Raw genomic sequence first — 24,333 nt, 5'->3', positions numbered from 1 at the left:
CAGTGGTGCTGGACCAGATCCAGCTCGCCGACGGCATCAGCCGGGTCGAGATCGCCCAGCACACCGGCCTCACCCCGCAGACCGTCTCCGTCATCGTGCGCCGGCTACTCGACGAGGGCATCGTGCGCGAAGACGGCGCCAGCCGGGCCCCCAGCAGCGGGAAACCTCGCACCACCCTGCGGATCAACGCCGACGCGGGCCGCGCGATCGGACTCCACTTCGACCCGGTCGAGCTCACCTGTGCCGTGGTCGACCTGCTCGGCCGGCCGCTGGTCGCCAAACGACGCCCCATACCGCCCGGCACCGATCCGTCGCATGTCGTCGCCGCCATGGCCGAGCTGATCGCCGACGTCCTCGCCGAAGCAGACGTCCCACGGAGCCGGGTGCTCGGTCTCGGACTCGCCACCCCGGGCCCGATCGACCAGGATCTCGGCGTGATCGTCGGCCCCCCTCAGCTCGCGAACTGGACACGGGTACCGATCAGGCAAATGCTGAGCGACGCCACCGGCCTGCCGGTGACGCTGGACAACGACGCCACCGCCGCCGCGGTCGGCGAGCGATGGTCCGGCGCCGGCAGAGGCGTGGCGAACTTCGCGTACTTCTTCCTCGGCACCGGCATCGGCGGCGGTCTCGTCCTCAACCACCAGGTCTACCGAGGCGGTTCGATGAACGCCGGAGAGTTCGGTCACACGTCCGTGCTGCCGGACGGGCCGGAGTGCTACTGCGGCAATCGGGGCTGCTTAGAGACGCTCGTCAACCCCTCGGCGATCGTTGCCAACGTCCACCGCCGGCTCGCCGGCCAGCGTGGCGGCAGCGTGCTGTCGGAACCGTTCGACCGCGATCCGGCCTGTGTCGACCACGCCGCGATTCGGGCCGCGGCCGAGGCTGGTGATCCCCTCGCGACCGCGGTCATCGACGAGGCCGCCGAACACGTCGCTTCGGTCGCCGTCAACATCGCCAACATCACAGATGTGGACCTCATCGTTCTCGGCGGTCACGGCATTCTGCGCGTCGAGAAGCGGTACGTCGACGCCGTCGCCTCGGCACTCGCCACCAGACATATGTCCCGGGTCATCCGAATGGTTGACGTCGCGCTCTCGCCGCTCGGCGTTGACGCCGCCGTCGTGGGGGGCGCCGCGCTCGTCCTCCACGCCACGTACTCACCGAAACTGTCCGCGCTCATCGCGGACTGATCAGAACAGGATGGTTGATGGACCAGAAAGCCGTGCTCGCCGTCGACATCGGCGGTACCAAGATCGCTGCAGGGCTGGTCGGTGCGGACGGGCAGGTGCACAGGCACGCCGAGACCGCCACACCGACGACGGAGCTCCACATCGGCGAGGCTCTGCGAGCGTTGCTGACGTCGGTGGCCGCAGGCGTATCGCCCAGCGCGGTGGGGCTGGCCTCGGCCGGGCCGCTCGACCTGCGGCGTGGCACGGTCAGTCCGGTCAACATTCCCGCCTGGCGTGACTTCCCACTCGTCGACCTGGCCGCCGACATCGTGCCCGGCGTTCCGGTCACTCTGGTGGGCGACGGCATCGCGGCCGCGGTGGGCGAGCACTGGCGCGGCGCCGGCCGGGGCGCGGACTCGATGCTCGGGATAGTCGTCTCGACCGGCATCGGCGGCGGCCTCGTGCTCAACGGCGCAGCGTACCCCGGACCGAGCGGCAACGCCGGCCATATCGGCCACACGGTCGTCGATCCTGCCGGGCCGCCCTGCTCGTGCGGGGCCACCGGCTGCGTCGAAGCGTACGCAAGCGGCCCGTCGATGGTCCGCTGGGCCCAGCAGCGTGGCTGGACCGGCACCGACGCCCGCACCCTCGCCGCCGACGCCGGCCAGGGCGAACCCATCGCCGTGGCCGCCTTCGATCAAGGCACCCAAGCACTTGCCCGCGGTATCGTCGCAACGGCAACGCTGTGCGATCTCGACCGCGTCGTGATCGGCGGCGGGGTCTCGGCGGCCGGCCAGATCCTGTTCGCACCACTGCGACGCCATCTCAGCCGTTTGGCCACACTCGGCTTCGTGCGACGCACGACCGTTCAGCAATCCTCGCTCGGGCGGCAGGCCGGCCTGCTCGGCGCCGCACGCAGTGCGCTGCTCACCTCACAAGCCGGCACACCGGTCGGCGCCTGACCCGAGGCCGACCAGGCAGCTCCCGTCGAGCCCGAATCTCCGGTACGCGGCCCGTCCCTCGTCGAGCACCGCCCAGCGGGATGGCCCAGATTTCCGCTCTTGCCATGAATCGGACTAGTGGCCAACAATGACAACGTTGTCATCAGCTTGAGCCGAAATCCGGCGCACCTGTGATTGGAACTTGCCCTACATGTCGAACCCACCCCCTTCCCTCTCACGCCGGTCGGTCGTCGTCACAGGCGCGACCCTGCTCGCCGGATTCGGCCTGGGAGTCGGTTTTCCCGCCAACGCCCAGGCGGCCGGCCGCGCGGCGCACGGCGGTACCGCCGCTGGGGAAGAGTTAGCCGCATACCGCCCGATCGCAGTGTCGTCCACGGACTACGCGCCCACGCCCGGGGAGTTCGTCGTGGACCGGATCAGCTCCGTTGGAGTGCGGGGCACCGGTTGGCGTGCCGCCGACGGCGACCCCCAGTGGATCTCCGTGGACCTGCAGGCGGAGTGCGAGGTCACGGCCCTCCGCCTGACCTTCGAAGCCACGGTGAACGACCCGGTCTTCGTCCCCTCCACGAGCGGCAATCCGCGCGACAACACGACCGGTCAGGAGATCCTTTCGAGCTGCGCCGTCGACTTCGTCATCGAGACCTCTCGCGACAACCGCTCGTGGACCGCTGTCCACCGCACCGGCTCCGGCACCGGCGGTGTCGTGGACATCACCCTGGCCAAGCCCGCCGTCGCGCGCTGGATGCGGATGACCGTGCACAAGCGCTCCAACGCCAACCCGCTGGGCCTGAACGGCTTCGAGGTGTACGGCACGGCTCGGGGCCACCGGCCGGCGGTCACCGGCTGGACCGACTGGGGAACCCACCGGCACAAGGCTCCCAAACTGCAGATCGCCGCTGACGGCACGGCGCCGCTGGAGTCGGGCTGGACACTGACCATGGACGACTGGGCGGGCGGCGAGGGCCCGGCCCTGTCCCGGCCGTCGGTGGACACCGGCTCCTGGCTCCCCGCCACCGTGCCCGGCACCGTCCTCGCCACGCTGGTGGAGCAAGGACACCTGCCGGACCCGGTGCAGGGCTTCAACAACCTGCACATCCCCGAGGCGTTGTCGCGTCACTCGTGGTGGTACCGGCGAAGCTTCGAACTACCGCGTGGTCTGCGCACCGGATCCGGACGCCACATCTGGCTGGAGTTCGACGGCATCAACCACAAGGCGGACATCTGGCTCAACGGGCAGCGGGTAGGCGACCTGACATACCCCTTCGGCCGGTCCGCCCACGACATCGCGAACCTGTTGACCGCCGAGGACGAGCAGGTACTGGCCGTGCAGATCTCGCCGATGCCCTTCCCGGGCAGCCCCGGCGACAAGGGACCTGCGGGGCTGGCCTTCGTGGATGCCGGCGCCACCATGATGAACCGCAACTCTCCGACGTATCTGGCCGCTTCCGGCTGGGACTGGATGCCGGCAGTACGCGACCGTGTCGCCGGCATCTGGAACCACGTACGGCTGCGCTCGACCGGGCACGCCGTCATCGGCGACCCCTGGGTGGACACCAGGCTGCCCGGCCTGCCAGACACCCGCACCGCCGAGGTGACCATCGTGGTCCCGGTGCGCAACGCCGGCACCGAGGACCGGCCCGTCACCGTCGTCGCCGCGTTCGACGACGTGCGAGTCTCCCAGACGGTCACCGTGCCCGCGGGCGGGACGGTCGACGTCACCTTCGCTCCCGACGCCTACGACCGGCTCCGCCTGCGCGACCCCGAGCTGTGGTGGCCCAACGGCTACGGCGAGCCCCACCTGCACGACCTCACCCTGGTCGCCTCGATCGACGGCCAGGAGAGCGACCGGCGCGCCACCCGCTTCGGCATCCGCCAGTTCGGCTACGAGCACGACGTGCCGTTGCCCTTCGGCGGCGGCACCGACGCCTACGTGCAGACGGTGGACCTGGGCCAGCAGCGTGCCCGGTATGTGCGGATCAGGTGCCTGACCCGCGCCACCGGCTGGGGCAACTCGCTGTGGGCCCTGTCGATCCTCGACAGCGCCGCCGCGGGCACCGACCTGGCCCTGCACAAGCCGGCCACCGCCCTTTCCGTGGACGATCAGGCCAACCAGCCGGGCAACGTCACCGACGGCAACGCGAACACCCGCTGGTCCTCCGAATTCGCGGACGACCAGTGGATCCGGGTGGACCTGGGCTCGACGGTCTCCTTCGACCGGGTCGACCTGACCTGGGAGCAGGCGTACGCCAAGACCTACGTGGTGCAGGTGTCCGACGACGACTCGACGTGGCGGGACGTCAAGGCGGTGGACAACTCCGCCGTACCGCTGCCCTTCAACCGGGGCGACGCGAGCCTGCAGACCGTGGACTTCCCCACCCGCACCGCCCGGTACGTACGGATCAGCGGCGGCGCTCGGGCGACAAGCTGGGGCAACTCCCTGTGGACCCTGTCCGTGATCGACAGTGCCTCGCCGGCGACCGACCTGGCTCTGCGCAAAACAGCCACCGCCTCGACGGAGGAGTCCTCCCACCCGGCCGCCCACGCGACCGACGGCGACCCCAGCACGCGCTGGAACTCGGCTTACGAGGACTCCCAGTGGATCCAGGTAGACCTGGGATCGCCCGTCTCCATCGACCGGGTCGTCATCGTCTGGGAGGCGGCCTACCCCAAGACGTACACGATCCAGGTGTCCGATGACGGATCCGCCTGGACGGACGTGAAGTCTGTCGACAACACTCCCGAACCGCTGAAGATCAGCGTCAACGGCGTCCGCGTCTTCGCCCGCGGCGGCAACTGGGGATGGGACGAACTGCTGCGCCGGATGCCTGCCGCCCGCATGGACACGGCGGTGCGGATGCACCGGGACATGAACTTCACCATGATCCGCAACTGGGTCGGCAGTAGCACCCGCGAGGAGTTCTACGCCAGTTGCGACGAGCACGGCCTGCTCGTGTGGAACGACTTCCCCAACGCGTGGGCGATGGACCCGCCGGACCACCAGGCGTACAACGACCTGGCGAAGGACACCGTCCGGCGCTACCGGAGCCATCCCTGTGTGGTGGTCTGGTGCGGTGCCAACGAAGGCAATCCGCCCGCCGCCATCGACGAGGGCATGCGCGACGCCGTCCTGTCGGAGGCTCCGGGCATCCTGTACCAGAACAACTCGGCCGGCGGCATCGTCAACGGCGGCGGCCCCTACGGCTGGGTCGAGCCGCAGCGCTACTATTCCGCGTCGACGTACGGCACCCAGAGCTTCGGATTCCACACCGAGATCGGCATGCCCGTGGTGTCCACGACCGAGAGCATGCGCAATCTCGTCGGTGGAGAGCCCGAGTGGCCGATCGGCGGCGTGTGGTACCACCACGACTGGAGCACCAGGGGCAACCAGGCGCCGCAGAACTACCAGGCGGCCATCGAGACCCGCCTCGGGGCGGCCGAAGACCTCGACGACTTCGCGCGCAAGGCGCAGTTCGTCAACTACGAGAACGCCCGCGCCATGTTCGAGGCGTGGAACTCCCACCTCTGGGAGGATGCCACCGGCCTGATGTTGTGGATGTCTCATCCTGCCTGGCACAGCACGGTCTGGCAGACCTACGACTACGACTTCGACGTCAACGGGATGTACTACGGGGCCCGCGTGGCGTGCGAGCCCGTCCACGTGCAGGCCCGCCTCGACGACTGGCGGGTCATCGCCGTCAATCACACCGCGCAGGCGCTCAAGGGCGTGACGGTGACGGCCCAGGTCTTCGACCTGCTCGGACGCACCCTCGGTTCCCCCCGGCGCCAGACGGTGGACATCGCCTCGGCCGCGACGGCTCAGGTGTTCACCGCCGACTGGACGAACGACCTCCCGGACTGCCACCTGCTTCGGCTGACCCTGGAGAACGACACGGGCGAACCGCTGTCCAGGAACGACTACTGGCGCTACCGCGAACCCGCCGACATGCAGTCGCTCAATGACGTCCCGCAGGTCAAAATCTCCGTCGACGTGGGGAAGGTGACCAGGTCGGGGACGCGGCGCGAACTCACCGCCGAGGTCCGCAACCGCGGCACCGCGGTCGCGGCCATGGTACGGCTGTCACTGGTGGACGACAGGAGCGGCGAGCGCGTGCTACCGACGTTGTACAGCGACAATTACGTCTGGCTGCTGCCCGGCGAGTCGCGGACCTTCAGGCTCTCCTGGCCGGCCGAGTCTCTGCCTTCGGGCCGGCCCGCCGTGCAGGTGGAGGGGTACAACGTCGCGCGGACCGTGGCACGGTCATGACCTTCTAAGTACCCCTTTACTCATGCGTGTCACCCGGTGAGCTCGGATCGTGGGCGGCATGCAGACCAAGGCAGCATTCCGCTATGCGGTCGCCCTGATCGTGGCGCTGGCGGGGATGATCGTGACCTCGCTACCGGCCAGGGCGGAGACGACACAGCCGCTCACGTTACGCGTGCTCCTGGTGAGCTGCGTGGCCGACTGCCGCAACCACGGCCTCGAAGGTGCCGGGGAGAGCGCGGCGGACTTCTACGCGGAGATCACTTTCGATGGATTCGCCACCTACACCACCCCACGGGCACCGGACGACCAGGTGCAGGTCGCGCCCAACTGGTCGCTGACCAAACAGATCCCCACCACGAAGACCGAGCAGAAGATCAACGTCCTGATCAAGGACCACGACACCACCAGCCCCGACGACCTGGCCGACGCCTCGCCCCGGCCCGACGACCCCTACGCCAGGTTCACCGTCAACCTGATCCACGGAACCGTCACCGGCGACATGACGTCCTCGGTGCAGTGCATCGAGGGCAACGGCGAGCCCGGCGGCGGGCTGTTCGGCGACGACCCGAAGCCCTCGGTCCAGGTCTGCATGGAAATCCTGCCCTTCCCCGGCTTGGACACGGACGGGGATGGATTCACCGATCTCGAGGAGTACCGGGGCCTCGACTTCAACGGCGACAACCAGGTCGACCTGACGCTGCCCGGCGCGAACGCCGAGCGCAGGGACCTGTACGTCGAAGTCGACTGGATGCAGTCGGAGGCCCCGCAGCCCGGCGTGCTGACCGCGGTCGAAGGCGTCTTCAACGGGGCGCCCGTCATCAACGACCAGACCCACGTGACGGGCATCGGATTACACCTGCTGCCCGACGAGGCGGTGCCCGACGTCACGAACCTCGACTTCAACGGTCATCCGACCGGCGCGCAGGACGACTTCGACGACCTCAAGCTCGGGCATCCGGAGAAGGCGTGCGGCAGCACGGGCACCGGCTACTTCGGCACCCCACAGGACAGGACGAGTCCCCTGTGCGACCAGATCCTGCGCTTCAAGCGGCAACACTTTCGCTACGCGATGTTCATCCACGCGCTGAACGGCCTTCCCGACAGCTCCGGAATGGCCGAGCTGGACGAGCGCGGCAGCAACGACTTCGTCGTGTCACTGGGCGGCTTCACCACCAAGCTGATCAACACCCTGGGTGGTAAGGCCGTGGCCGAGCAGGCGACGTTCCTGCACGAGCTGGGCCACACGCTCGGCCTGGGACACGGCGGCCGGATGGACAACGGCGACCTCGACCTGAAGAACTGCAAACCCAACTACCTGAGCGTGATGAACTACCTCTACCAGTTCCCCGACGTCGACAGCACCCGCCCGCTGGACCTGGCCGGCCCCGCCGACGTGACCGACAACCTGGTCGAGAATGCCGGGCTCGACGAGATCAGGGATCCAGCGCTCTCCGGCGTGGGCCAGCGGCTGATCATCCACGGCGTGGGCGGCGTCGGCGCGCACCACCGCGCGGACGACCCCATCCACTGGGCCGGCGAAGACGGCTCCTACGCCAGGAACGCCAGCCAGGACGTCAACCTCATCCCCGCCTACGGCACCGAATGCCAGGTGGCCAACGCCAACGAGACGCTGCTCAGCCACGAGGACTGGGACCGGATCGTCTACGACTTCACCAGCAGCAGGTACTACGCCGAGGGCGCGCACGGCCAGGCCATCGACGAACTGACCGCCCGCGACCTCGCCCGCGTCCACTCCGTCGACCTCGCCACCACCAAGACCGCGGACAAGACCGACGCCTCCGGCGGCGACACCCTCACCTACACCGTGAAAGCGACCAACAACAGCCCCAACGAGGCCACCTCGGTCTCCCTCACCGACACGCCTCCAAGCGGCGCCCCCATCACCAGATCAATCGCCGGCCTCCCCACCACCGAGACCTTCACCTACCAAGTCCCCTGTACGGCGGCCGACGGCAGCACGCTCACCAACACCATCAAGATCACCGGCGTGAACGGCTCCGGCGACCCCGAAGTCGACGCGACCCTCCAGGACAACACCGCCACCGCCTCAACCACCATCCACGCCCCGGTCCTGACCCTGTCGCAAACCGCCACACCATCGGTCAACCCAGGCGATCCCATCACCTACACGCTCACCTACCGCAACACCGGCAGCGCCCAGGCGACAGGCGCCACGCTCCGCCAGACCCTGCCCACCAACCTCTACTACAGCCAGGCCCTGGACCAGGGCTCCGGCCCCCGCCCGGCCACCGTCACCCGCAATACGGACGGCACCACCACTCTGACCTGGCCCGTCGGCTCGCTGGCCCAGAACGCCACCGGCACCGTCACCATCACCGCCCGCCCGAGCCTGCTGACCCCGGCAGGCCCCCTCACCGCGCAAGCCGCCCTCTCGTACGGAGGTCAGAACGGCTGCACCTTCACCCCGGCCGCCTCCCAAGCCACCACCCAGATCACCGAGCCCACCCCCACCAGGAACCCGCAGCTCACCACGATCTGGGCACTCCGCCAGGACCTGCGCACTCCCGAGGTGCTGGCCCGCATCCAGGCCACCGACCCCCGCTTCGACGGCGCCGACGGCAGCACCCCCGACGGCGCCCTGTCCCAGTCGGAAGCCACGGCCGTCCTGACGCTGCCCCTGCTCCAACCCCGCACCCTCCAGGCCGAACTCATGGCCACCTCCCTCAACCTGGCCACCCGCCGCATCAACGCCGGCACCCAGATCCGCACGATCACCATCGAACGCCTCGGCCTCCACACGGTCGCCGACGCCTACCGCTTCACCCAAGCCACCCTGGCCCTCCCCGTCCTGCCGAACGCCATCCGCTACACCGACAACACCCTGGCCCTCACCGAGATCAACTCAAACCTGGCAGAACGCTACTGACCGAGCCGGCCGCCCGGGACAGCCGTCCCGGGCGACCCGCCGACCCGGTTTCGGAGATCAGGTGCTGATACTGCCCGGACTCGACCACGACGCCGGGGGCCGCGATCTCCTTGGCTCTTCACACGGCAGTCAAGGTCAGGTACCCGGATCGCGACATGTCCGTGAAGTCATCCCTGCCACCGCGGTTGCCCGTGGGGAAGCGCGGCGACCTGCTGCTGACTGGCCTGCCGGCGACCTGCTCGGCGCCCCCGTCTACAACCTCTATCTGGTCGGCCGCCGCCCGCTGAGCAGCATCGGGCCCGTGACCGGTTGTCGTGACCGGCCACGGGCGCCCGATCAGCTCACCAGCACGATTCTTCCGCGGGCGTGGCGGCTCTCGCTCAGTTCGTGCGCGGCCGCGGCCTCGGCGAGCGGGAACGCCGCCGCGACCGGCACCCGCAGCCGGCCCTCGCCGGCGAGCGTGACCGCGATCGCGAGGCCATGCGACGCCAGCGGGTCGGCGGGGGCTCCCACGGCCGCGCCCGTCTCGTCGGCCGGCGCTCCGTGCGACATGTGTACGCCGTGGGCCGCCGCGGTGAAGTCGGCGATCGTCACCACGCGCGCCGGGTCCCCGGCGATGGCGATCAGATCGGGCAGCGCCCCTCCGGCGCAGTCGAACACCGCGTCCACCCCGGCCGGTGCCAGCGCGCGGACCCGTTCGACCAGCCCCGTCCCGTACGTCGTCGGCTCCGCACCGAGGGAACGCAGGAAGTCGTGGTTGTGCTCGCTCGCCGTACCAATGACGGTGGCACCGCGGGCAACCGCCAGCTGGACGGCGATCGTGCCCACACCACCGGCCGCACCCTGCACCAGCACGGTGTGCCCAGCGCCGACCGCGAGCCGGTCGAGGACCCGGGTGGACGTCTCGACGCTGCCCGCGGCGCCGCCCGCTTCCTCCCAGCTCCACGCGGCCGGTTTGGGCGCCCAGGCGGCCAGGACCGCGTAATCGGCGTTGGCGCCACGCGCGGCCATGGTGGTCATGCCGAACACCTCGTCGCCGATGCCCACGCCGGTGACGCCGCCGCCGACCTCGTCCACTACGCCCGCGGCGTCGAACCCGGTCCGATACGGGAACGTCGTGGGCACCACGTCACGCAGCGTTCCGGAGCGGATGTACATCTCCCCGGGCGAGACTCCGGAGGCCCGTACGGCGATGCGGATCTCGCTCGGTCCGGCGTGCGGCGCCTCCACCTCGGCGACGTGCACAACGCCGGGCGGGCCGTACTCAGTGAATTGAATTGCTCTCATGCGCCGACCGTAACGGAGCACCCCGTCCGTTTGGCTAAAGTGAGAGCGGTGACGGCCCAAGTGGTAACGAAGCTCCGCTCGGACGCCCGCGACAACCGCGGGCGCATCCTCGCGGTCGCTCGCGCAGCCTTCGCCGCCGAGGGCCTCGACGTGCCGATCCGGGAGATCGCCCGGCGCGCTGAGGTCGGTGTCGCGACCGTCTACAGGCACTTCCAGACCAAGGAAGCGCTGCTGGCCGAGGCCTTTGCCGAGCAGATGGCCTCTTGCTCGGCGGTCGTGGAGGAGGGTCTGGCGGCGGGCGACCCGTGGCGCGGGTTCTGCCTGGTGATCGAGAACCTCATGGAGGTGCATGCCCTCGACCGAGGCTTCGCCCGCGCATTCACCTCGCAGCTTCCCCAAGCGGTCGGCTTCGCCGCGGACCGCGATCGCACGCTGCGTCTGCTGCTCGAACTGGTGCGGCGCGCGAAGGAAGCGGGCTCCTTGCGGGGGGATTTCGTGCTGGAGGACATCAGCCTGGCGCTGATGGCGAACGAAGGCATCCGCGCCGAGTCACCCGAGATGAGGGTGGCGGCGTCGCGCCGCTTCGCGGCCCTGATGATCCAGTCGTTCCAGGCGAACCCCGTCCCGACGCCGCTTCCGCCGGCCGTCCGGCTGCCTCTCTCCAGACGCTAGTGGCAGGCCCGGCGCTCGGGGCGGCGTCCCGGCGGCTGGCCACCTCCAGGTCTCGGCAGCCCGCGAGAGCTTCGTGCATGCGATCGGCAACATCGACATCCTGCTCGACATGCCACGGCGACCTGAGGTGCCCCCGCCCTTTGACCCTCGAATTAGGAGTCTCACAGGGGTCGTTTCTACGCGCGTCGACATATGCCGCTTCGCGGAGCTTGCGCTGGTAGATCCGGAGCTCGGGAGGCGAGCAGTGTTGGACTTTCCACTCTGAATCGGGGTCATCCCGAGACGCCTTCAGACCCGGGCCTGGTGTTTCCGCTGGTTCGGCGGCATGTGTCTGCGGGCACAGCAAAGCACGATCGCCGAGTAACCGTGGGTGGCGTCCTGGGCCATCTGCCTGACCTCGATCGACCCGTTCAGCGGCCCGAACTCGGGCTGCAGCACGGCCCGGAGGTCGTGTTCGTCGACATCGGCGCTGGGAAAGGCCTTTCCCGCGACGGTGTAGCTGCGGCATCGGCGCAGGGCGGCGGTAACGAAGATACCCCCCGGCCGGACCAGGCCGGTGATGTGGCGCATGAACAGCTCCCACGTCGCACGGTCGCCGGTGGCGGAGTCCGCGCAATAGGCGCTGATCACCGTTGCGTAGTGTCGCTCCACTGGGCGACGGTGCCGGCCGTCGACCCTGATCAGTTCGGTGATCTTTTCTCTGGTGAGATCCTCACGGGCTGCCACGTCTTCGTCGGTCGGGTCGCTGATTCCCTCGCACTGCAGGGTGTAGCGGACGAAGGGTCGCCAGTCGTGGGCACCTGGTTCGCGTTCGATCCACCGCTGGATCTCTGTCAGGTTTGCCGGCAGATAGTCGCCCAGGTGGATCTCGGATGCGACCTCGGCGGCCGCGAACACATGGTGCAGGGTGGGCCCGACGCCGAAGAATAGGACGGGTTGATCGCGTTGCGCGCGGTGCATCGTGTCGACGAAGAACGCGATGGTGGCGATCTCGTCCGGTTCGAGAGTGCTGTAGTAGCCGGTGAGGTACTCCGCCGGTACCCAGTCGGTGTCGAACGACGCGTACCTGGGGCGGCGACGATGGAGGACGGCTCTGGTGAGGCGGGCGAGCCCGTATTCGTACAGTGCGGCTCCGAGGTTCGCGCCGCCGAGGAAGATGAGTGCCTCATTGGAGGTGATCGAGTCGCTGAAGACCGCAACACCGAAGGCAGCCGCGTAGTAGGGCACTTCCTTGGCGACCTCCGTGCCGATGTACCCGAGGGCCGCCGCCAGGCGCGGTGCGCGCGTGCTGCTCGTTTTGCGCCGGGTCAGGTCGTAGGCTGCCTTGGACAGCACGTTGGTGCTGGTCCCCGTCGTCGCCAGCAGCGTCCAGTTCGCCCGCAGGTTGGCACGCAGGCCGAATCCCCAGACCGCGTAGCTCGCGACGAGAAACGCCACCACCCACTGATGGTTGAGGCCTGCGAGCAGACCGGAGGCGACCAGGTAGACCCCTGCTGCTGCCGCGCTCGCGTCTAGTGCGTAGGTCGACGCCGCGCTGGCGGCCAGGCTGACGGTCCAGTGCTTGAGTTCCCTGCGACCCGCCAGGACACGCCTGAGGAACCGGACGGCCGCCCACTCGTTCATGCCCGCGCCGCCGTGTGGGCCGGGCGGCTGGCCAGAGCCCAGGCGGACGATCGGAGGTACTCCTGCCGCCAGGCCGGGATCGGGACCGGCGGCTCGGCCGGCCTGCGGAACGCGTGCAAAATGAGATACATCCCCCCGGCCACCAGTCCCGATGTCAGAAAGCTGGCATCCAGGCCGCCCGACAGCGCGGTGAGCGGGCCGGTGTAGAGGGTGCTGTCGGCGCCCAGCAGCCCGACCGCACTCCCCGCCGACCCGGGCGCGAAGGCGACCATTCCCAGAGACAGCGCCACGTTCCAGGCCACGCCACGAGCCAGCACGTCCAGGTCGCCCATGCGGGCACGCAACCCGCGCACGTACAGGGCGGCTGAACCGCACACCACGTAGTGGCCGCGCGGCAAGCTCAGCCGGGCCAGCTCGGCGAACAGGCCGGCCGGATCGGTCAGCAGACTCCGCGGCGGCCTCGCCACGGCCAGGTGGCCAGATGGCGGGGCCACCGCGGATGGATACATCATGGCCCGGACCTTCCCATGGCTACGATGAGCCACAGAGCGGCTCCTGGTTGATGCCGATGCCGTTGACCTTGATGCGCACGCTGCTCTCGGTAGGGGCTCGTACCGGCTCGGACAGGGTCCGGGTGGATGATCGGCGGGATTGATGCGGCTCCCCCTCATCGATGGCGGCCAGCAATTCGGCGCGACTCGGGCCTGGCGTCGCGTAAGGCGGCGCGCCGGCGGCGGTGGTGGTGACCTTGCCGACCATGCCGGGCTCGGCCAGCACCTCCTGCGGCGTGGCGATAAGCGCGGCGATCGCGCTGTAGGCGCGCAGCACGTCGGGATCGCGGTAGGCCGCCGCGTACATTGCCTTGCTCATCGCCCAGGTGGCGTCGGAGGTCCGATACGGCTTGCCGGTGATCTCGCCGTCGATCTCCGCCAGCCGATGCCGGTCGAAGGCGAGCGTCATGCGGTAAAGGGGGGCGACCGTCGTCTCGGTGACCTCGTCGAACCGTACGGCCAGCCTGCCCGCCTGGTCGGGCCCGACTTCGCGCAGCAGATCGCGCAGGCCGCACGCGTGGAGCAGGCCGATCGACGTGCCCCGCGCAAGAGAGGGGTTGGTGCACGCCCAGGCGTCCCCCACTGCGACCAGCCCGGTGACCACCGGCGTGCCGTCGACGACGAACCGGCGGTAGCGGTCCTCGATGCCGGCGATCACCTGGGGGTCGGTGAGCGGCTCGCCGACACCCCAGGGTGCGACGGTCGGATACAGGGCCAGCGCCGTCTCCCACGCCTCGACGTCGCGCAGCGCACGCAACCTCTTGTCCCGGGCGGCCGTGATGAACGCCACGCCCCAGGTGTCGGAGTCGCACGGCAGCGTGAGCAGCGACACACTCTCGAAGCGTTGAAGAACCGTCGCCCGCATCTCGGGCAGGGTCCCGTTCCTCGACCGGAAGTGGCGGGTGTAGTACACGAACCCCGAATCCTCCCGCTCCTCCACGGGACGGCGGCACCCGAGGGCGTCCAGCATGCCGACCACCGCCGACCGGCGGCCCGAGGCGTCGACGACCAGATCGGCGCGGATCGCCGTCCCCTCGTCGGTCAGGACGCCGGCCACGTGCGGTACCCCGGCGATCGACGCCGGCCCCGCCATCAGCCCCGTGACCGTGACGCCCCGGCGAATCGTCACACCGGGCGTACGGGCCGCGACCGCGCTCAGCGCCGCCTCCAGCACGGGCCTGCGCGCCGTCACCGTCTCGAAGCGCTCGTCGCCTTCGCGCGGACCACCGCTCAGCTCCATGGGGAGATCCTGGATCTGGTTCACCCGGGTGGCGCCCAGGGCATCGAGTTCCTCGATCACCGCGGGCAGTTCGCGCTCCATCACCAGCCGCCAGCGCGGCAGCATGAAGTGGAGCTGCCGGAACTGGTTCACCCCGCGCCGGTCCCAGTTCTCCCATAACTCCGCGGGATCGCCGCTCGGCTCGGCGGCGTCGCGTTCCAGCACGGTGACGCGGTGCCTGTCGTTGCCGAGCAGCATCGCCGTCGCCAAGCCGTTGAGCCCTGCTCCCAGCACCACTACCTCTGCCATGGCGCACCTCCCTGATCGGTTCGGTGCTGACAGCATCAGGCGCCGGGCCGCTCACCCTCCAGATCGGTCGGTGCCTGATCGGTGCCTAATCGGTGCTCACTGGACGTCCAGCCGGATCTCACCGATCTCAACGGCCCACAAAAGGTCGGTGAGGCGCTCGATGGCCTTGGCCAGGTGGCGCCGGTACGTGGAGAAGGGAAGATCAAGTAGCTCGGCGGCCGTCTCCTGCGTGGGCGCCGCCCGTACGAACGTGCGATCGAGCACCCGGCACAGCGTCTCGGCGCGAGGCTCGCGTCCCATCTGCTCGATACCGCCGAGCAGCATGGCGTGGAGCCGTTCGACGGAGGCCCCGTCGAATCCGACGGCCAGGGCGGAGCCCATCAGCGGACCGGCGCCGAGCAGGTCCGGCCGGTGCAGGTCGCGCAGAGCGGCGCGGACGGCCTGGTCGAAGCGTGCCCGGTCGAGCGGTGCGGGACGTAGCATGTCCGCGGGCGGTGGCCCGCTCGCGCCCGACAGCTCACGCTCGCCCAGGAGTTCGAGCCACCGTTCGATGGTCAGACGACGCCAGTCGATCCCGTACACGCTGTATCGCCGGTCGGCGAACTCGGTCGTGAGCTCGGTGGTGAGAGCGACATAGTGCATGGCGGGTCCCCAGAACTCAGGGTCGAGGGTCGTCATGAACGACCAGGCCAGGGGCCGTGACACCCAATCGATCGTGCACATCACCGATCCCGCCAGCACGGCGTACGGGTCGCGTTGATGGCCGGTCATGCCGGAGCAGAACCGGGCGATGCTGATCTGCTCACCGGACCGGGCGGGCGAGATCCGCGCCGCCGCGTCGAGCGTGGCACGCACCACGGGATCGGCGTCGCACAGCGACGGGTCGGCGGGATAGACGATCTGGAACGCGAAGCCGACCAGGCCGGCCGGCGACCGCACCACGACCAGATTCTCGGGCTGCGCGTCGAGCCATCGCTCGGCGAGCACCGCACTCTGCTCACCCTCGAATCGCTCGATCACCTCGAGCACGCCCTGGTGGTCCTCGCGACGCCCGGGGACCACGGCCGCCGCCCCCTGCTCGCGCAGGGCCCAGAACTGTCCGCCCAGCGGGCTTCTCCGGTGGAGGTAGACCTTCTGATGGGCCGCGAGCCAGCGGTCGGTGCCGTCGGCGCGACGCAGACAGGCGATGACGTATCCATGAACGATCCGATGGACCCGCCGAAAGGCATCCGGCGACCGGCGCCGGATATCGGCATCGAGCAGGTCACGTACCAGATCATGCGCGTACAGGCCGTCCGCCCCCCGGCTGACGTACGGCCGGCTTTCCAGCCAGTCCCAGATCTCGGGGGCGCGATCACCGACGGCGCGGCGTAACAGATCCTCGGTGGTGAGCCAGGCCTGCGCGCACACCGCCAGCCCGATGGCGTGCGCTTCGTCGGGTACGTCGCCGACCACCTGAGTCACCAGCGCGGCCACCAGGTCGGGCGCGCTTGCCAGGTCGTCGGGCACCGAACCGGACGCGGCGGCGTTCGCCAGCAGCGCCAGCGTGAGCGGGTGCCCGCGGCCGAGGGCCGCGAGGTGCGGGTTGAGCGAGCCGGCGACCCCGGCGCGTTCCAGCAGCTCGGCGCTCTCGGCCCCGCTCAGCGTCTCCAGCCGGTGACAGGCGACCAGGGCCCGCCACCCCGGATCGGTACGCCACGGCGCGCTCGGCGGGTTACGCCCGGCCAGCACGACGACCGCCCCGGCCTGTACCGAGGGCAGAAACTCCTCGCGCACCCAGGCGTCGATCGCGCCCAGATGCTCATAGCCGTCGAGCATCAGTACGGCCCCGGGAAGACCGTCACGGCTCGGAGCATCGCCCCCCGAGCACCTGGCGACCGCCCGGTCGACCGCCGCCCGAAAACTCTCCGGTGAGCCATCGACATCCCGGCCGTCGATGGCGACGGCCGGGCGACCGGCGATCTGAGCGCGCATCCGGAACTGATGAAGCAGCGTGGTCTTGCCGATCCCGCCGGGGCCATGCACGAAGAGCACCCGGCGCGGCGTGTCGGCCCGCAGCGCCTCGTCGAAGCTGGCGAGCTCACCCGCTCTTCCCACGAAGGCCCGGTGGCGGGCCTCATCGATGACCGACGCGAAATCGTTCGCCATCGCAGCTCCCGCCCACCCGCGCGCCCCAGGCGCCGGACTCAGCACAGGTACAGGCTATGCCGGAGCGGCGGGCTTGCGGACGTGGAGCGCGAATCGGACGGCGACGGCGGCCAGCGCCGCCCCGCTCAGCCACAGCGCCCGCAGATCGCGATCTCCGCCCTCATCCGGTGCGCGCCGGTCGAGCATGCGCCCCTTGCGCCGCTCCCGCTCAGCAGAAACTGGGCGTTCCGCGCGTGAGGCGGGCGGTTCCGGAGTGTGGACGTGCCGCTCGCCCTGGCCGACGGGTGCCGGGCCAGGGCGAGTGCGGGGTCACCTGGTCAGTGGTCGGTGTCCTTGGTCTTCACCTTGCAGGTGGAGGTGGCCACCTTCCCCGGATCGCTCACCGAGGTCGCGGTCAGCTTGACCGTGGCGGAGTGGGCGCTGCCCGGCGTCCGGGTCACGAAGACCGGGACATCGACCGACTTGCCGAACGCGGCCGTGGTCAGGTTGTTGCCCGGTTGCGCCGACCAGCCGCTGCCCGTGACCGAGGCCGACAACCGGTAGACGTCGTTGTGCAGGTGGGCTCGCTCATCCTGCGGGTGCAGCGCCGGATCGGTGGCCGCGTCCTTGCCGGTGTTGGTCACCCGGAACGAGCAGTTGGTGGCATATGCAGGGGCCTTGCCGCCCGGCAGCCCCATGGCCACCGCCACGCCGCGCAGCTGCGGTCCGGCGCCCGCCGGGTTCTGCACGCCGATGACGTAGTGCAGGAGGCCCTTGGCGTCCTGGTACTTGTTCAGGATGTAGAAGTGCAGGCCGTTCGTGGCGTCGACGTACTCGTTCTTCGAGCCCGAGTTCGTTCCGGCGTGGAACAGCGCGTCGTTGAGCTGCCGGTAGTCGCCGATCGTGCGCTTCACCTCGGTGCCGTCAGGCCGCTTGTAGTCCAGCATGTCGATGTCTTCGGGATGCGCGTCCACCGCCCACGTGAAGCAGTTGTAGCCGCAGGTCGCGCCTTCCTTTCCGTCGCCTCCGGGCTCGTAGGCCTTGTTCTTGGCGATCAGCACGCCGTTGTCCGGCTGGAACGAGCCGTACCCGATGCGCTGCACCGTCTCGAGCGTGTAGTTGCTCCACCCGCCGGAGGGGCCGCCTCCGTCGCACAGCGGGTTGGTGTTGACGTCACAGGCCGGCGAACGGTCGACTGGCGCGGCGCCGTCCAGCAGCACCTGGACGCCCGCCCGGGTGCCCTTCGGCAGCGGGCTGGTGTTCACCGCCCTGGCGATCACGTCCACGACCGCGAGGCCGGACTTGGCGAGCCCGTCACGGTTGAGCCGCAGCACCGAGGAGTAGGGGACGAATCCCATTCCGATCTTGTTCCGCAGCGTCTGCTCGGCTCCCATCGAGGCGCCCTGCTGCGCGGGCACCTGCCAGCGGCTGTGCGGACCGCCCGGCCCATTGAACGAGCCCCGGTCCATCATGTCCCACGGACCCGACCCCACCCGGTGGTACGGCTGCAGGTACGGATTGTTGTTGTTGTCGCCGATGCTGAAGAAGAAGTGGCTCAGCTCGTGCGTGATCGTGCCCGAGCTCTCACCCTGCCGGACCGTCGACTGGCCCCACAGCTGCGAGCCGGCGAGCCAGGAGGTCCAGGGGACGTACCGGCTCTGCACCGAGGTGGGCAGCGCCGGGTTCGGGTTGCCCCAGATCTCCCGCGGCACATCCTGCGGCGAGTTGAACTTCATCTCGCCGAACTCCTGCCACACCGAGGTCTCGTCGTAGCCGGCGTAGATCCGCATGATCACGTCGTAGCCGCAGTTGCCGGTGCAGCTCGCGTCGGCGTGCCAGAGCTTGTCGGCGTCGGTCTCCAGGCGGGTCCCGGCACAGTTGTTGATGCCGGCCTTGTCGGTGACCGTCACCGTCCCGTCGAGGGTGAGGTGGGTGTCGTCCGGGATGGCGGTGACGACCCTCTGCCCTGACGGGGAGACCCCCGCGATCGTGATGAGGTCGCCGACCTTGAGGAACTTGGTCGACTCCACCGCGATGGTGGTCACGCCGGATTGGTTCCCGGTCACCGTGGTCTGGCCGGGGCAGCCCTGCTGCTGTGGCTGGCCGATGTCGTTGAGGCCGTACTGGGAGGAGTTCTTCGGCATCCGGTACGCCCCGAAGGCGGTTACCGAGGAGATGCCGATCTTGCCACCACTCTGCTCCATCCAGTACCCGTTGATGGTCTGGTAGTGGTTCACCGGGCTCGGCTTGTTGAAGAAGTCGGCGTAGAACTGCGCGACCTTGTCCCGGGTGATGGGGTCGATCTGCGGGTTGCCGAACGGGTCGGACTGCTTCGGCTTGGTGATCACGAACGGCTGGTCGGGGAAGTCGACCGCGACGAGTGCCACCCGGAGCGCGCGGCCGGTCGGGACCGCGCCGTTGGTGGCCCAGCTCACCCCGGGAATCGGCTTGTAGTCCTGCCAGGTCATGTCCTGCTGGTCCTGCACGCGCTGCGGGTCGATCGGCTGCAGTGCGGGAGGGTCCCACGCCGTGGTGGTGGCCTGGCTGGTCTGCGTCATGTTCAGCGATAAGCCGAGCACGAGGGTACAGAACACCGCCAGGGCCTTGGCCGACAATCGTCGGGATGAGCGGTGGCCGCGGTTCAAGAGCACAAGCAACACCTTCCTAAACGGATGCGCAAGGCGGAACCATACGATCGGAACGGGCACTCGTCACCGTGCAGATGCCGAAAGTGCGTTGCCGGCCGCCCCGACATATGTCGGGACTCATCGATCACGCCGTTTGAGAAGAGGCACTATCCGGCAAATAACGGGAGAAAGTTGTCCTACTCCCGTCGAAAGCGGTGCGATGCTCTTAGAGCTGCAAGCGATCGTGGACTCTGTGGCGAGCCGCGTCGGCCGCCCCGCGTTGATCGAGGACCATCGCCAGCGGGTGGTCGTGTACAGCGAGCAACTCGAGCCGATGGACGAAGTACGCCGACTGTCGATCTTGCGCAGGCAGACCACCCCGGAGGTGATCGCGTTCTTCCGGGAGGTCGGCATCATGCAGGCCAAGGATCCGATCCGCACCCCGGCCTGCGACGAGCTGAAGATGCTGCCCAGGGTCTGCGTGCCGATCCGCCACGGTGACCTGCTGCTCGGGTTCGTCTGGCTCATCGACGCCGGTCAGTCGATGACCGACGACGAGATCGCGGCGGTGTCCAGGACGACCACCGACCTGGCTCTCGCGTTGTACCGCGAGAATCTCGCCGGAGAGCTGGCCTCACAGCGGGAGACGGAGGCGATCCGCCTGCTGCTCGCCGACGAGCGGGACGCCCGGCGGCATGGCGCGATGACGTTGCTCGAAAGCGGCCTGCTCTCCGACGACGACGTCCCCACAACGGCGGTCGTCGCCCGGCTGATCCTGCAGCCGAACGTGCGGCTCGACGACCTGGCCCGCATCGCCCTGGAGCAGGCACTGGTCGCGAGCCGCCGGTGGACCGGTTCAAGGGAGGCGGTGCATCTGGTGCGCTACGACCACGGCGTGCTGCTGGTCCATGACAGGCGGGGCGCCGCCACCTCGCGTGCCGTCGCCGAGCACTTGAACGACGTGCTGCAGACGACCATCCGCGGAGTCTCCTCGGTGGCCGGCGCTGTGGTCGGCGTGGGGCGCCCCCGCCCGGAGTTGTCCGAGGTCCGCATGTCCTACGACGAGGCTGCGCTGGCCGCCCGGGTCGCCGTGCAGGTTCCAGCGGTCGGGCCGGTGGCGAACTGGTCGCAGCTCGGGGTCTACCGCGTGCTGTCACAGCTGTCCAGCGAGGTGAGCACCGCCGGCGTCCATCCCGGCCTCGAGAAGCTGATCGAGGATCCGACCAACCGGCCGCTGCTGGAGACCCTGGAGACCTATCTCGACCTGGCGGGCAACGCGCATGCCACCGCGGTTCAGATGAATCTGCACCGCACCTCGGTGTACTACCGGCTACAGCGCGTCGAACAACTCACCGGCACCGACCTGAGGAACGGCAACGAGCGGCTGTCCCTGCATCTGGCATTGAAACTGGCACGGCTGACGGGGCCGATGTAGCGCTCCACCGGCCCCGCCGTCACACTTCAGGTCTCCATCACCGGTGGTTCTGGAAGGACAGCGACCGGGTCTCCTCCTGGTTTCCGTTGGCATCGGTGGAACGGAAGCCGATCGTGTGCCCGCCCTCGCCTAGGACCCGGAACGGCTTGCTGTACGTCTTCCACTTCCCACCGTCGAGCCGGTACTGGGTCCCGGTCACGCCCGAGCCCCAGCCGTCGCTCGCCGTGAGCGTCACGAAGGGATTGTTGTACGAGTCGCCCTGGCGAGGAGGACGCTGGCTCAGCTCCGCCTCGGTGGTCGGCGGGTCGACCTCGATCGCCTTCAGGGCCGCCGCGAGGTTGGGCAGGGGGCCGATGTGCTCTCCCGCGGTGGTGGGGCCCTGCGCGGTGCCCGTGCGCTTCAGCAGGTCGGCGATCTGCGCGGCGGTCCACGGGTCCTGGCCGGTGGCCTTCAGGTAGGACTGGACGGCCACGACCGCGCCGGTGACGATCGGCCCGGCACCGGACGTGCCGCCGAACGACCTGGTGTACCGGACGTTGAGGTTCGCCGGGTCGGTCCCGCCGAACAGGCTGCCGTTGCTGCCCGTGGTCACGATGTTCCGGCCCCAGCCCTGCAGGTCGAACCGGGCGCCGTAGTTGGAGAAACCCAGGCGCTCACGCTCGGTGTCGCTGCCGGCGCCGACCAGGATCGCGCCGGAGTCCTGGACGCTCCGGTCGAACCACTTGATCCCGTTCTGGACGTACAGCTCGGAGTCGACATTCTGGTTGCCGTTGCCGCCGGTCTCCACCACCGTGACCCCGAGCCCGTTGAGCAGTTGGATCGCGTCGAAGACCGACGGTATCCACTCCAGCGGCGCGTAGTTGCTGCCGCCGAGCGGGCCCGACGTCTGCTGTTCGAGCAGCACGGCGTCGCCGGGTTCGAGGACGTTGAGGCCGGCGAGATACGCCAGTGCCGCGCCCGGGCTCCATCGGGTGCCCCCACTGGCCAGTGCCTGGCTGGGTGAGATGCCGTACATCGTGGCCTCCGGCACGCTGCCGGTCACGCCGTACCCGTTGTCCCGGGCGACCAGCTCGCCGAAGACCGCGGTCCCATGCTCGTCCGCGAAGCCCGTGTACCGTGGGAACACCGAGCCGCCGAGGTCGCTCGACGAGTCCAGCTGGAGGTCCTCGTGGGACATGTTCCAGTCGTACTCCAAGTCGACGATCTTGATCCCGGCGCCGCGGGCTCGCGGATCCTGGTGGGAGAAGTCGGCGTCGATGCCCTGCGGCGCCGGCCGCTGGTACCCTTGCATCCCGGTGAAGTCCGGAGTCGATGACGCGGGCGGTGGGGCGGGGTCGGGGGCCGGATAGGCGAAGGCCACCTCGGGGAGCGATCGGAGTTCCTGGATCACCTGTTTTACGTCCACGTCGGCGGGCAGCACGACGCTGTACCAGGAGGCCATGTCGGGGACCGCCTCGCCGGCGCGGGCTTTCGCCCTGGTGCTCAGGTCGTCCAGCTTGGCGACCGACGCGCTCGGCAGCAGCGGCGTGACCGACCGGGCGCGATGACGGTCGAGGACGGTCTGGACGGAATCCAGGTTCTCGCCACGGGTGCTGCGCAGTTCCTGGCTCGTCCCGCGGACCCGGAGCGCCTCCTGGAACTTGACCTCGAGAGCGACCTCAGGCGTGGCCGCGACGGCTCCCGCCGCGGCGCGATTGACAGTGATCGGGAGTGGGTGTGGTGTCGCGGCTTGTGCGGGAAGAACTCCGATCGCACTGACGCTCGCGACTAATACGCCGAGGGTAGCCAGGACTGCCTGACGCTTGGCCATGACGAATCCGTTCCATGCATGAGGGGCTGGCAGGTCGGTGCCAATGGAATGGGTCGGCAGAATCTAATCCCGACTCGGCGCACCGTGTACTGGCGCAGCTGACGGAAGAATTGACGCCGGGGACCTACCATTGTCGAAGGATCACGACCGGCGGACGTCCGCCGGTCGATGACCAGGGATTCGACGAGCGCGGCGGGATCCTCCTCGGCCGTCCGTCCCTCCGAGCGAACAAGTAGCACATAATGCCGATGGTCAAGAACGCACGGTTGCTCAGTGCTCCCGGTAGTAGTCGGCGAGGGCGGCGAACGCGGCCTTGGGTTCCCATGGCATGTCGGGGTAGGTGGCTCCGAGGCGGTCCTCGTAGACCTTGACGATGCCGTAACTGGCCAGGTCCAGGTCCTCGCGGGGGTCGCCGTCGGGGCGGTGCGGTTGGTCATAGAGCGCGAAGGTGAACACGAAGGTGCCGTCGATGCCGCCGGCTTCGAAGGCCTCCAGCAGTTCGCGCAGATACGCGGCCTGACCGGCCTCGTCGCGGGCGTACTCACCGTTCAGCCGAACAGGTGCACGGGTGTCCTTGTCGTACTCGACGATCTCCAGACCGCGAGCGCCCCGGTCGCCGGCACCCTGGTAGCCGGCCGCGCCGAACTCGGTGATCGCGACCGGCTTTCCCTGCGCGACGAGAGTATGGACGCCTTCGGCGAAGCGGTCGGCGATCTCGGCCGACCGGTAGAGATCCACGGACATGATGTCGAAGGGTGCCCAGTCGACGCGCTCAAGCGGTACGGAGGCGTAGGTCACCTTGCCGCCGAAGTGCTCACGGACGAGTGCCACGGCCTTGCCGAGGAAGTCGTTGACACGCGCGCTGAGCTCGCCGATCTGCTCGCGCACGCGATGTGGCCGGCTCAGCAACTCGACCCGCTCGTCGGTGCTGTCCCCGGGCAGGAATCCCTTGTTCATCAAGCTGAGCTCGGCGCCTGTGACGAACACGACCTCGGCTCCCCGCTGCCTGAGCCGCTCCGCGCGCGCGGCGCAGTCGGCGAACAGCGACAGCATCTCGTCGGTGGTCAGTTCCAGCGGGTAGGGGGAAAACCAGACCTCGAGGCCGAGGTCGGCGGCGTGCGCCGCCGCGAGTTCGATCCGTTCCGGATCGCCACCCATGACGCGGACCGCAGTGCAGTGCAGGTCATCACGGATGATGCGCAGCTCGCGTTTGACTACCTCCGAGTCGAAGAGCTCGTGGCCGATGGCTCCGTTGTAGACGAAGCCGGTGTCGTAGCTGATGCCCTTGGCTCGCACGTGTTGCGCCTTCTTTCGGCGAGAATTCTTACGGTACTCGCTGTACCCTAGTTGCTATGGCCCAGGGGTGA

Annotated in this window: 14 protein-coding genes; 6 read left to right on the top strand and 8 right to left on the bottom strand. The window is 69.1% G+C overall.

What is annotated here, in order from left to right:
* The first annotated feature begins 2 nt into the window (after positions 1–2).
* The 4 genes from ACFLIM_RS37340 (at position 3) to ACFLIM_RS37325 (ending at position 9,306) form a co-directional block, all read left to right on the top strand.
* Positions 3–1,193, top strand: a complete 1,191-nt coding sequence (locus ACFLIM_RS37340; RefSeq protein ID WP_393173106.1) for an ROK family transcriptional regulator — start codon at positions 3–5, stop codon at positions 1,191–1,193.
* A 17-nt stretch (positions 1,194–1,210) separates the two neighbouring features.
* Positions 1,211–2,134: an ROK family protein gene (locus tag ACFLIM_RS37335; RefSeq protein ID WP_393173105.1), complete on the top strand. Its 924-nt coding sequence runs from the start codon at positions 1,211–1,213 to the stop codon at positions 2,132–2,134.
* Between the two features lie 190 nt (positions 2,135–2,324).
* Positions 2,325–6,398, top strand: coding sequence for a discoidin domain-containing protein (locus ACFLIM_RS37330; protein WP_393173104.1), 4,074 nt, complete (start codon positions 2,325–2,327; stop codon positions 6,396–6,398).
* A gap of 58 nt (positions 6,399–6,456) precedes the next feature.
* Complete coding sequence (locus ACFLIM_RS37325; protein WP_393173103.1) at positions 6,457–9,306, top strand: hypothetical protein; 2,850 nt, start codon at positions 6,457–6,459, stop codon at positions 9,304–9,306.
* Between the two features lie 336 nt (positions 9,307–9,642).
* Here ACFLIM_RS37325 and ACFLIM_RS37320 read toward each other — a convergent pair whose 3' ends face one another.
* The gene (locus ACFLIM_RS37320; RefSeq protein ID WP_393173102.1) at positions 9,643–10,593 is read right to left on the bottom strand and encodes an NADP-dependent oxidoreductase; all 951 of its coding nucleotides are present in this window, start codon (positions 10,591–10,593) and stop codon (positions 9,643–9,645) included.
* 48 nt (positions 10,594–10,641) lie between these two features.
* Here ACFLIM_RS37320 and ACFLIM_RS37315 point away from each other — a divergent pair, with 48 nt between their 5' ends.
* A complete protein-coding gene (locus tag ACFLIM_RS37315; RefSeq protein ID WP_393173101.1) occupies positions 10,642–11,265 on the top strand; it encodes a TetR/AcrR family transcriptional regulator in 624 nt (207 codons plus the stop codon).
* A 288-nt stretch (positions 11,266–11,553) separates the two neighbouring features.
* On the opposite strand, the gene gntF is transcribed toward ACFLIM_RS37315, so the two are convergent.
* The 5 genes from gntF to ACFLIM_RS37290 form a co-directional block, all read right to left on the bottom strand.
* Positions 11,554–12,888, bottom strand: a complete 1,335-nt coding sequence (gntF, locus tag ACFLIM_RS37310) for a guanitoxin biosynthesis pre-guanitoxin forming N-methyltransferase GntF (RefSeq protein WP_393173100.1) — start codon at positions 12,886–12,888, stop codon at positions 11,554–11,556.
* Positions 12,885–13,400, bottom strand: coding sequence for a hypothetical protein (locus tag ACFLIM_RS37305; RefSeq protein WP_393173099.1), 516 nt, complete (start codon positions 13,398–13,400; stop codon positions 12,885–12,887). Before ACFLIM_RS37305 ends, gntF begins: the two co-directional genes overlap by 4 nt.
* A 19-nt stretch (positions 13,401–13,419) precedes the next feature.
* Positions 13,420–14,967 (bottom strand): FAD-dependent oxidoreductase, encoded by a 1,548-nt coding sequence (locus ACFLIM_RS37300; protein ID WP_393173098.1) that lies wholly within the window; start codon positions 14,965–14,967, stop codon positions 13,420–13,422.
* A 96-nt stretch (positions 14,968–15,063) separates the two neighbouring features.
* Positions 15,064–17,115 carry an ATP-binding protein gene (locus ACFLIM_RS37295; protein WP_393173097.1) on the bottom strand — a complete coding sequence of 684 codons (2,052 nt, stop codon included), beginning with the start codon at positions 17,113–17,115 and terminating at the stop codon, positions 15,064–15,066.
* Between the two features lie 317 nt (positions 17,116–17,432).
* Positions 17,433–19,745, bottom strand: a complete 2,313-nt coding sequence (locus tag ACFLIM_RS37290; protein WP_393173096.1) for a peptidase M6 — start codon at positions 19,743–19,745, stop codon at positions 17,433–17,435.
* 229 nt (positions 19,746–19,974) lie between these two features.
* On the opposite strand from ACFLIM_RS37290, the gene ACFLIM_RS37285 reads away from it, so the two are divergent.
* Positions 19,975–21,156, top strand: a complete 1,182-nt coding sequence (locus tag ACFLIM_RS37285) for a PucR family transcriptional regulator (RefSeq protein ID WP_393173095.1) — start codon at positions 19,975–19,977, stop codon at positions 21,154–21,156.
* Positions 21,157–21,193: 37 nt separating this feature from the next.
* On the opposite strand, the gene ACFLIM_RS37280 is transcribed toward ACFLIM_RS37285, so the two are convergent.
* Together ACFLIM_RS37280 and ACFLIM_RS37275 are read right to left on the bottom strand one after the other, a co-directional pair.
* Positions 21,194–22,966, bottom strand: coding sequence for an OmpL47-type beta-barrel domain-containing protein (locus tag ACFLIM_RS37280; RefSeq protein ID WP_393173094.1), 1,773 nt, complete (start codon positions 22,964–22,966; stop codon positions 21,194–21,196).
* 270 nt (positions 22,967–23,236) lie between these two features.
* Complete coding sequence (locus ACFLIM_RS37275) at positions 23,237–24,262, bottom strand: hypothetical protein (protein ID WP_393173093.1); 1,026 nt, start codon at positions 24,260–24,262, stop codon at positions 23,237–23,239.
* Positions 24,263–24,333 lie beyond the last annotated feature (71 nt).

It is taken from the genome of Nonomuraea marmarensis (assembly GCF_043197025.1).
In the GTDB taxonomy this organism is placed as follows: Bacteria; Actinomycetota; Actinomycetes; order Streptosporangiales; family Streptosporangiaceae; genus Nonomuraea; species Nonomuraea marmarensis.
The sequence above is the reverse complement of the archived record's forward strand: the minus strand, read 5'-3'. Positions and strand labels throughout refer to the sequence as shown.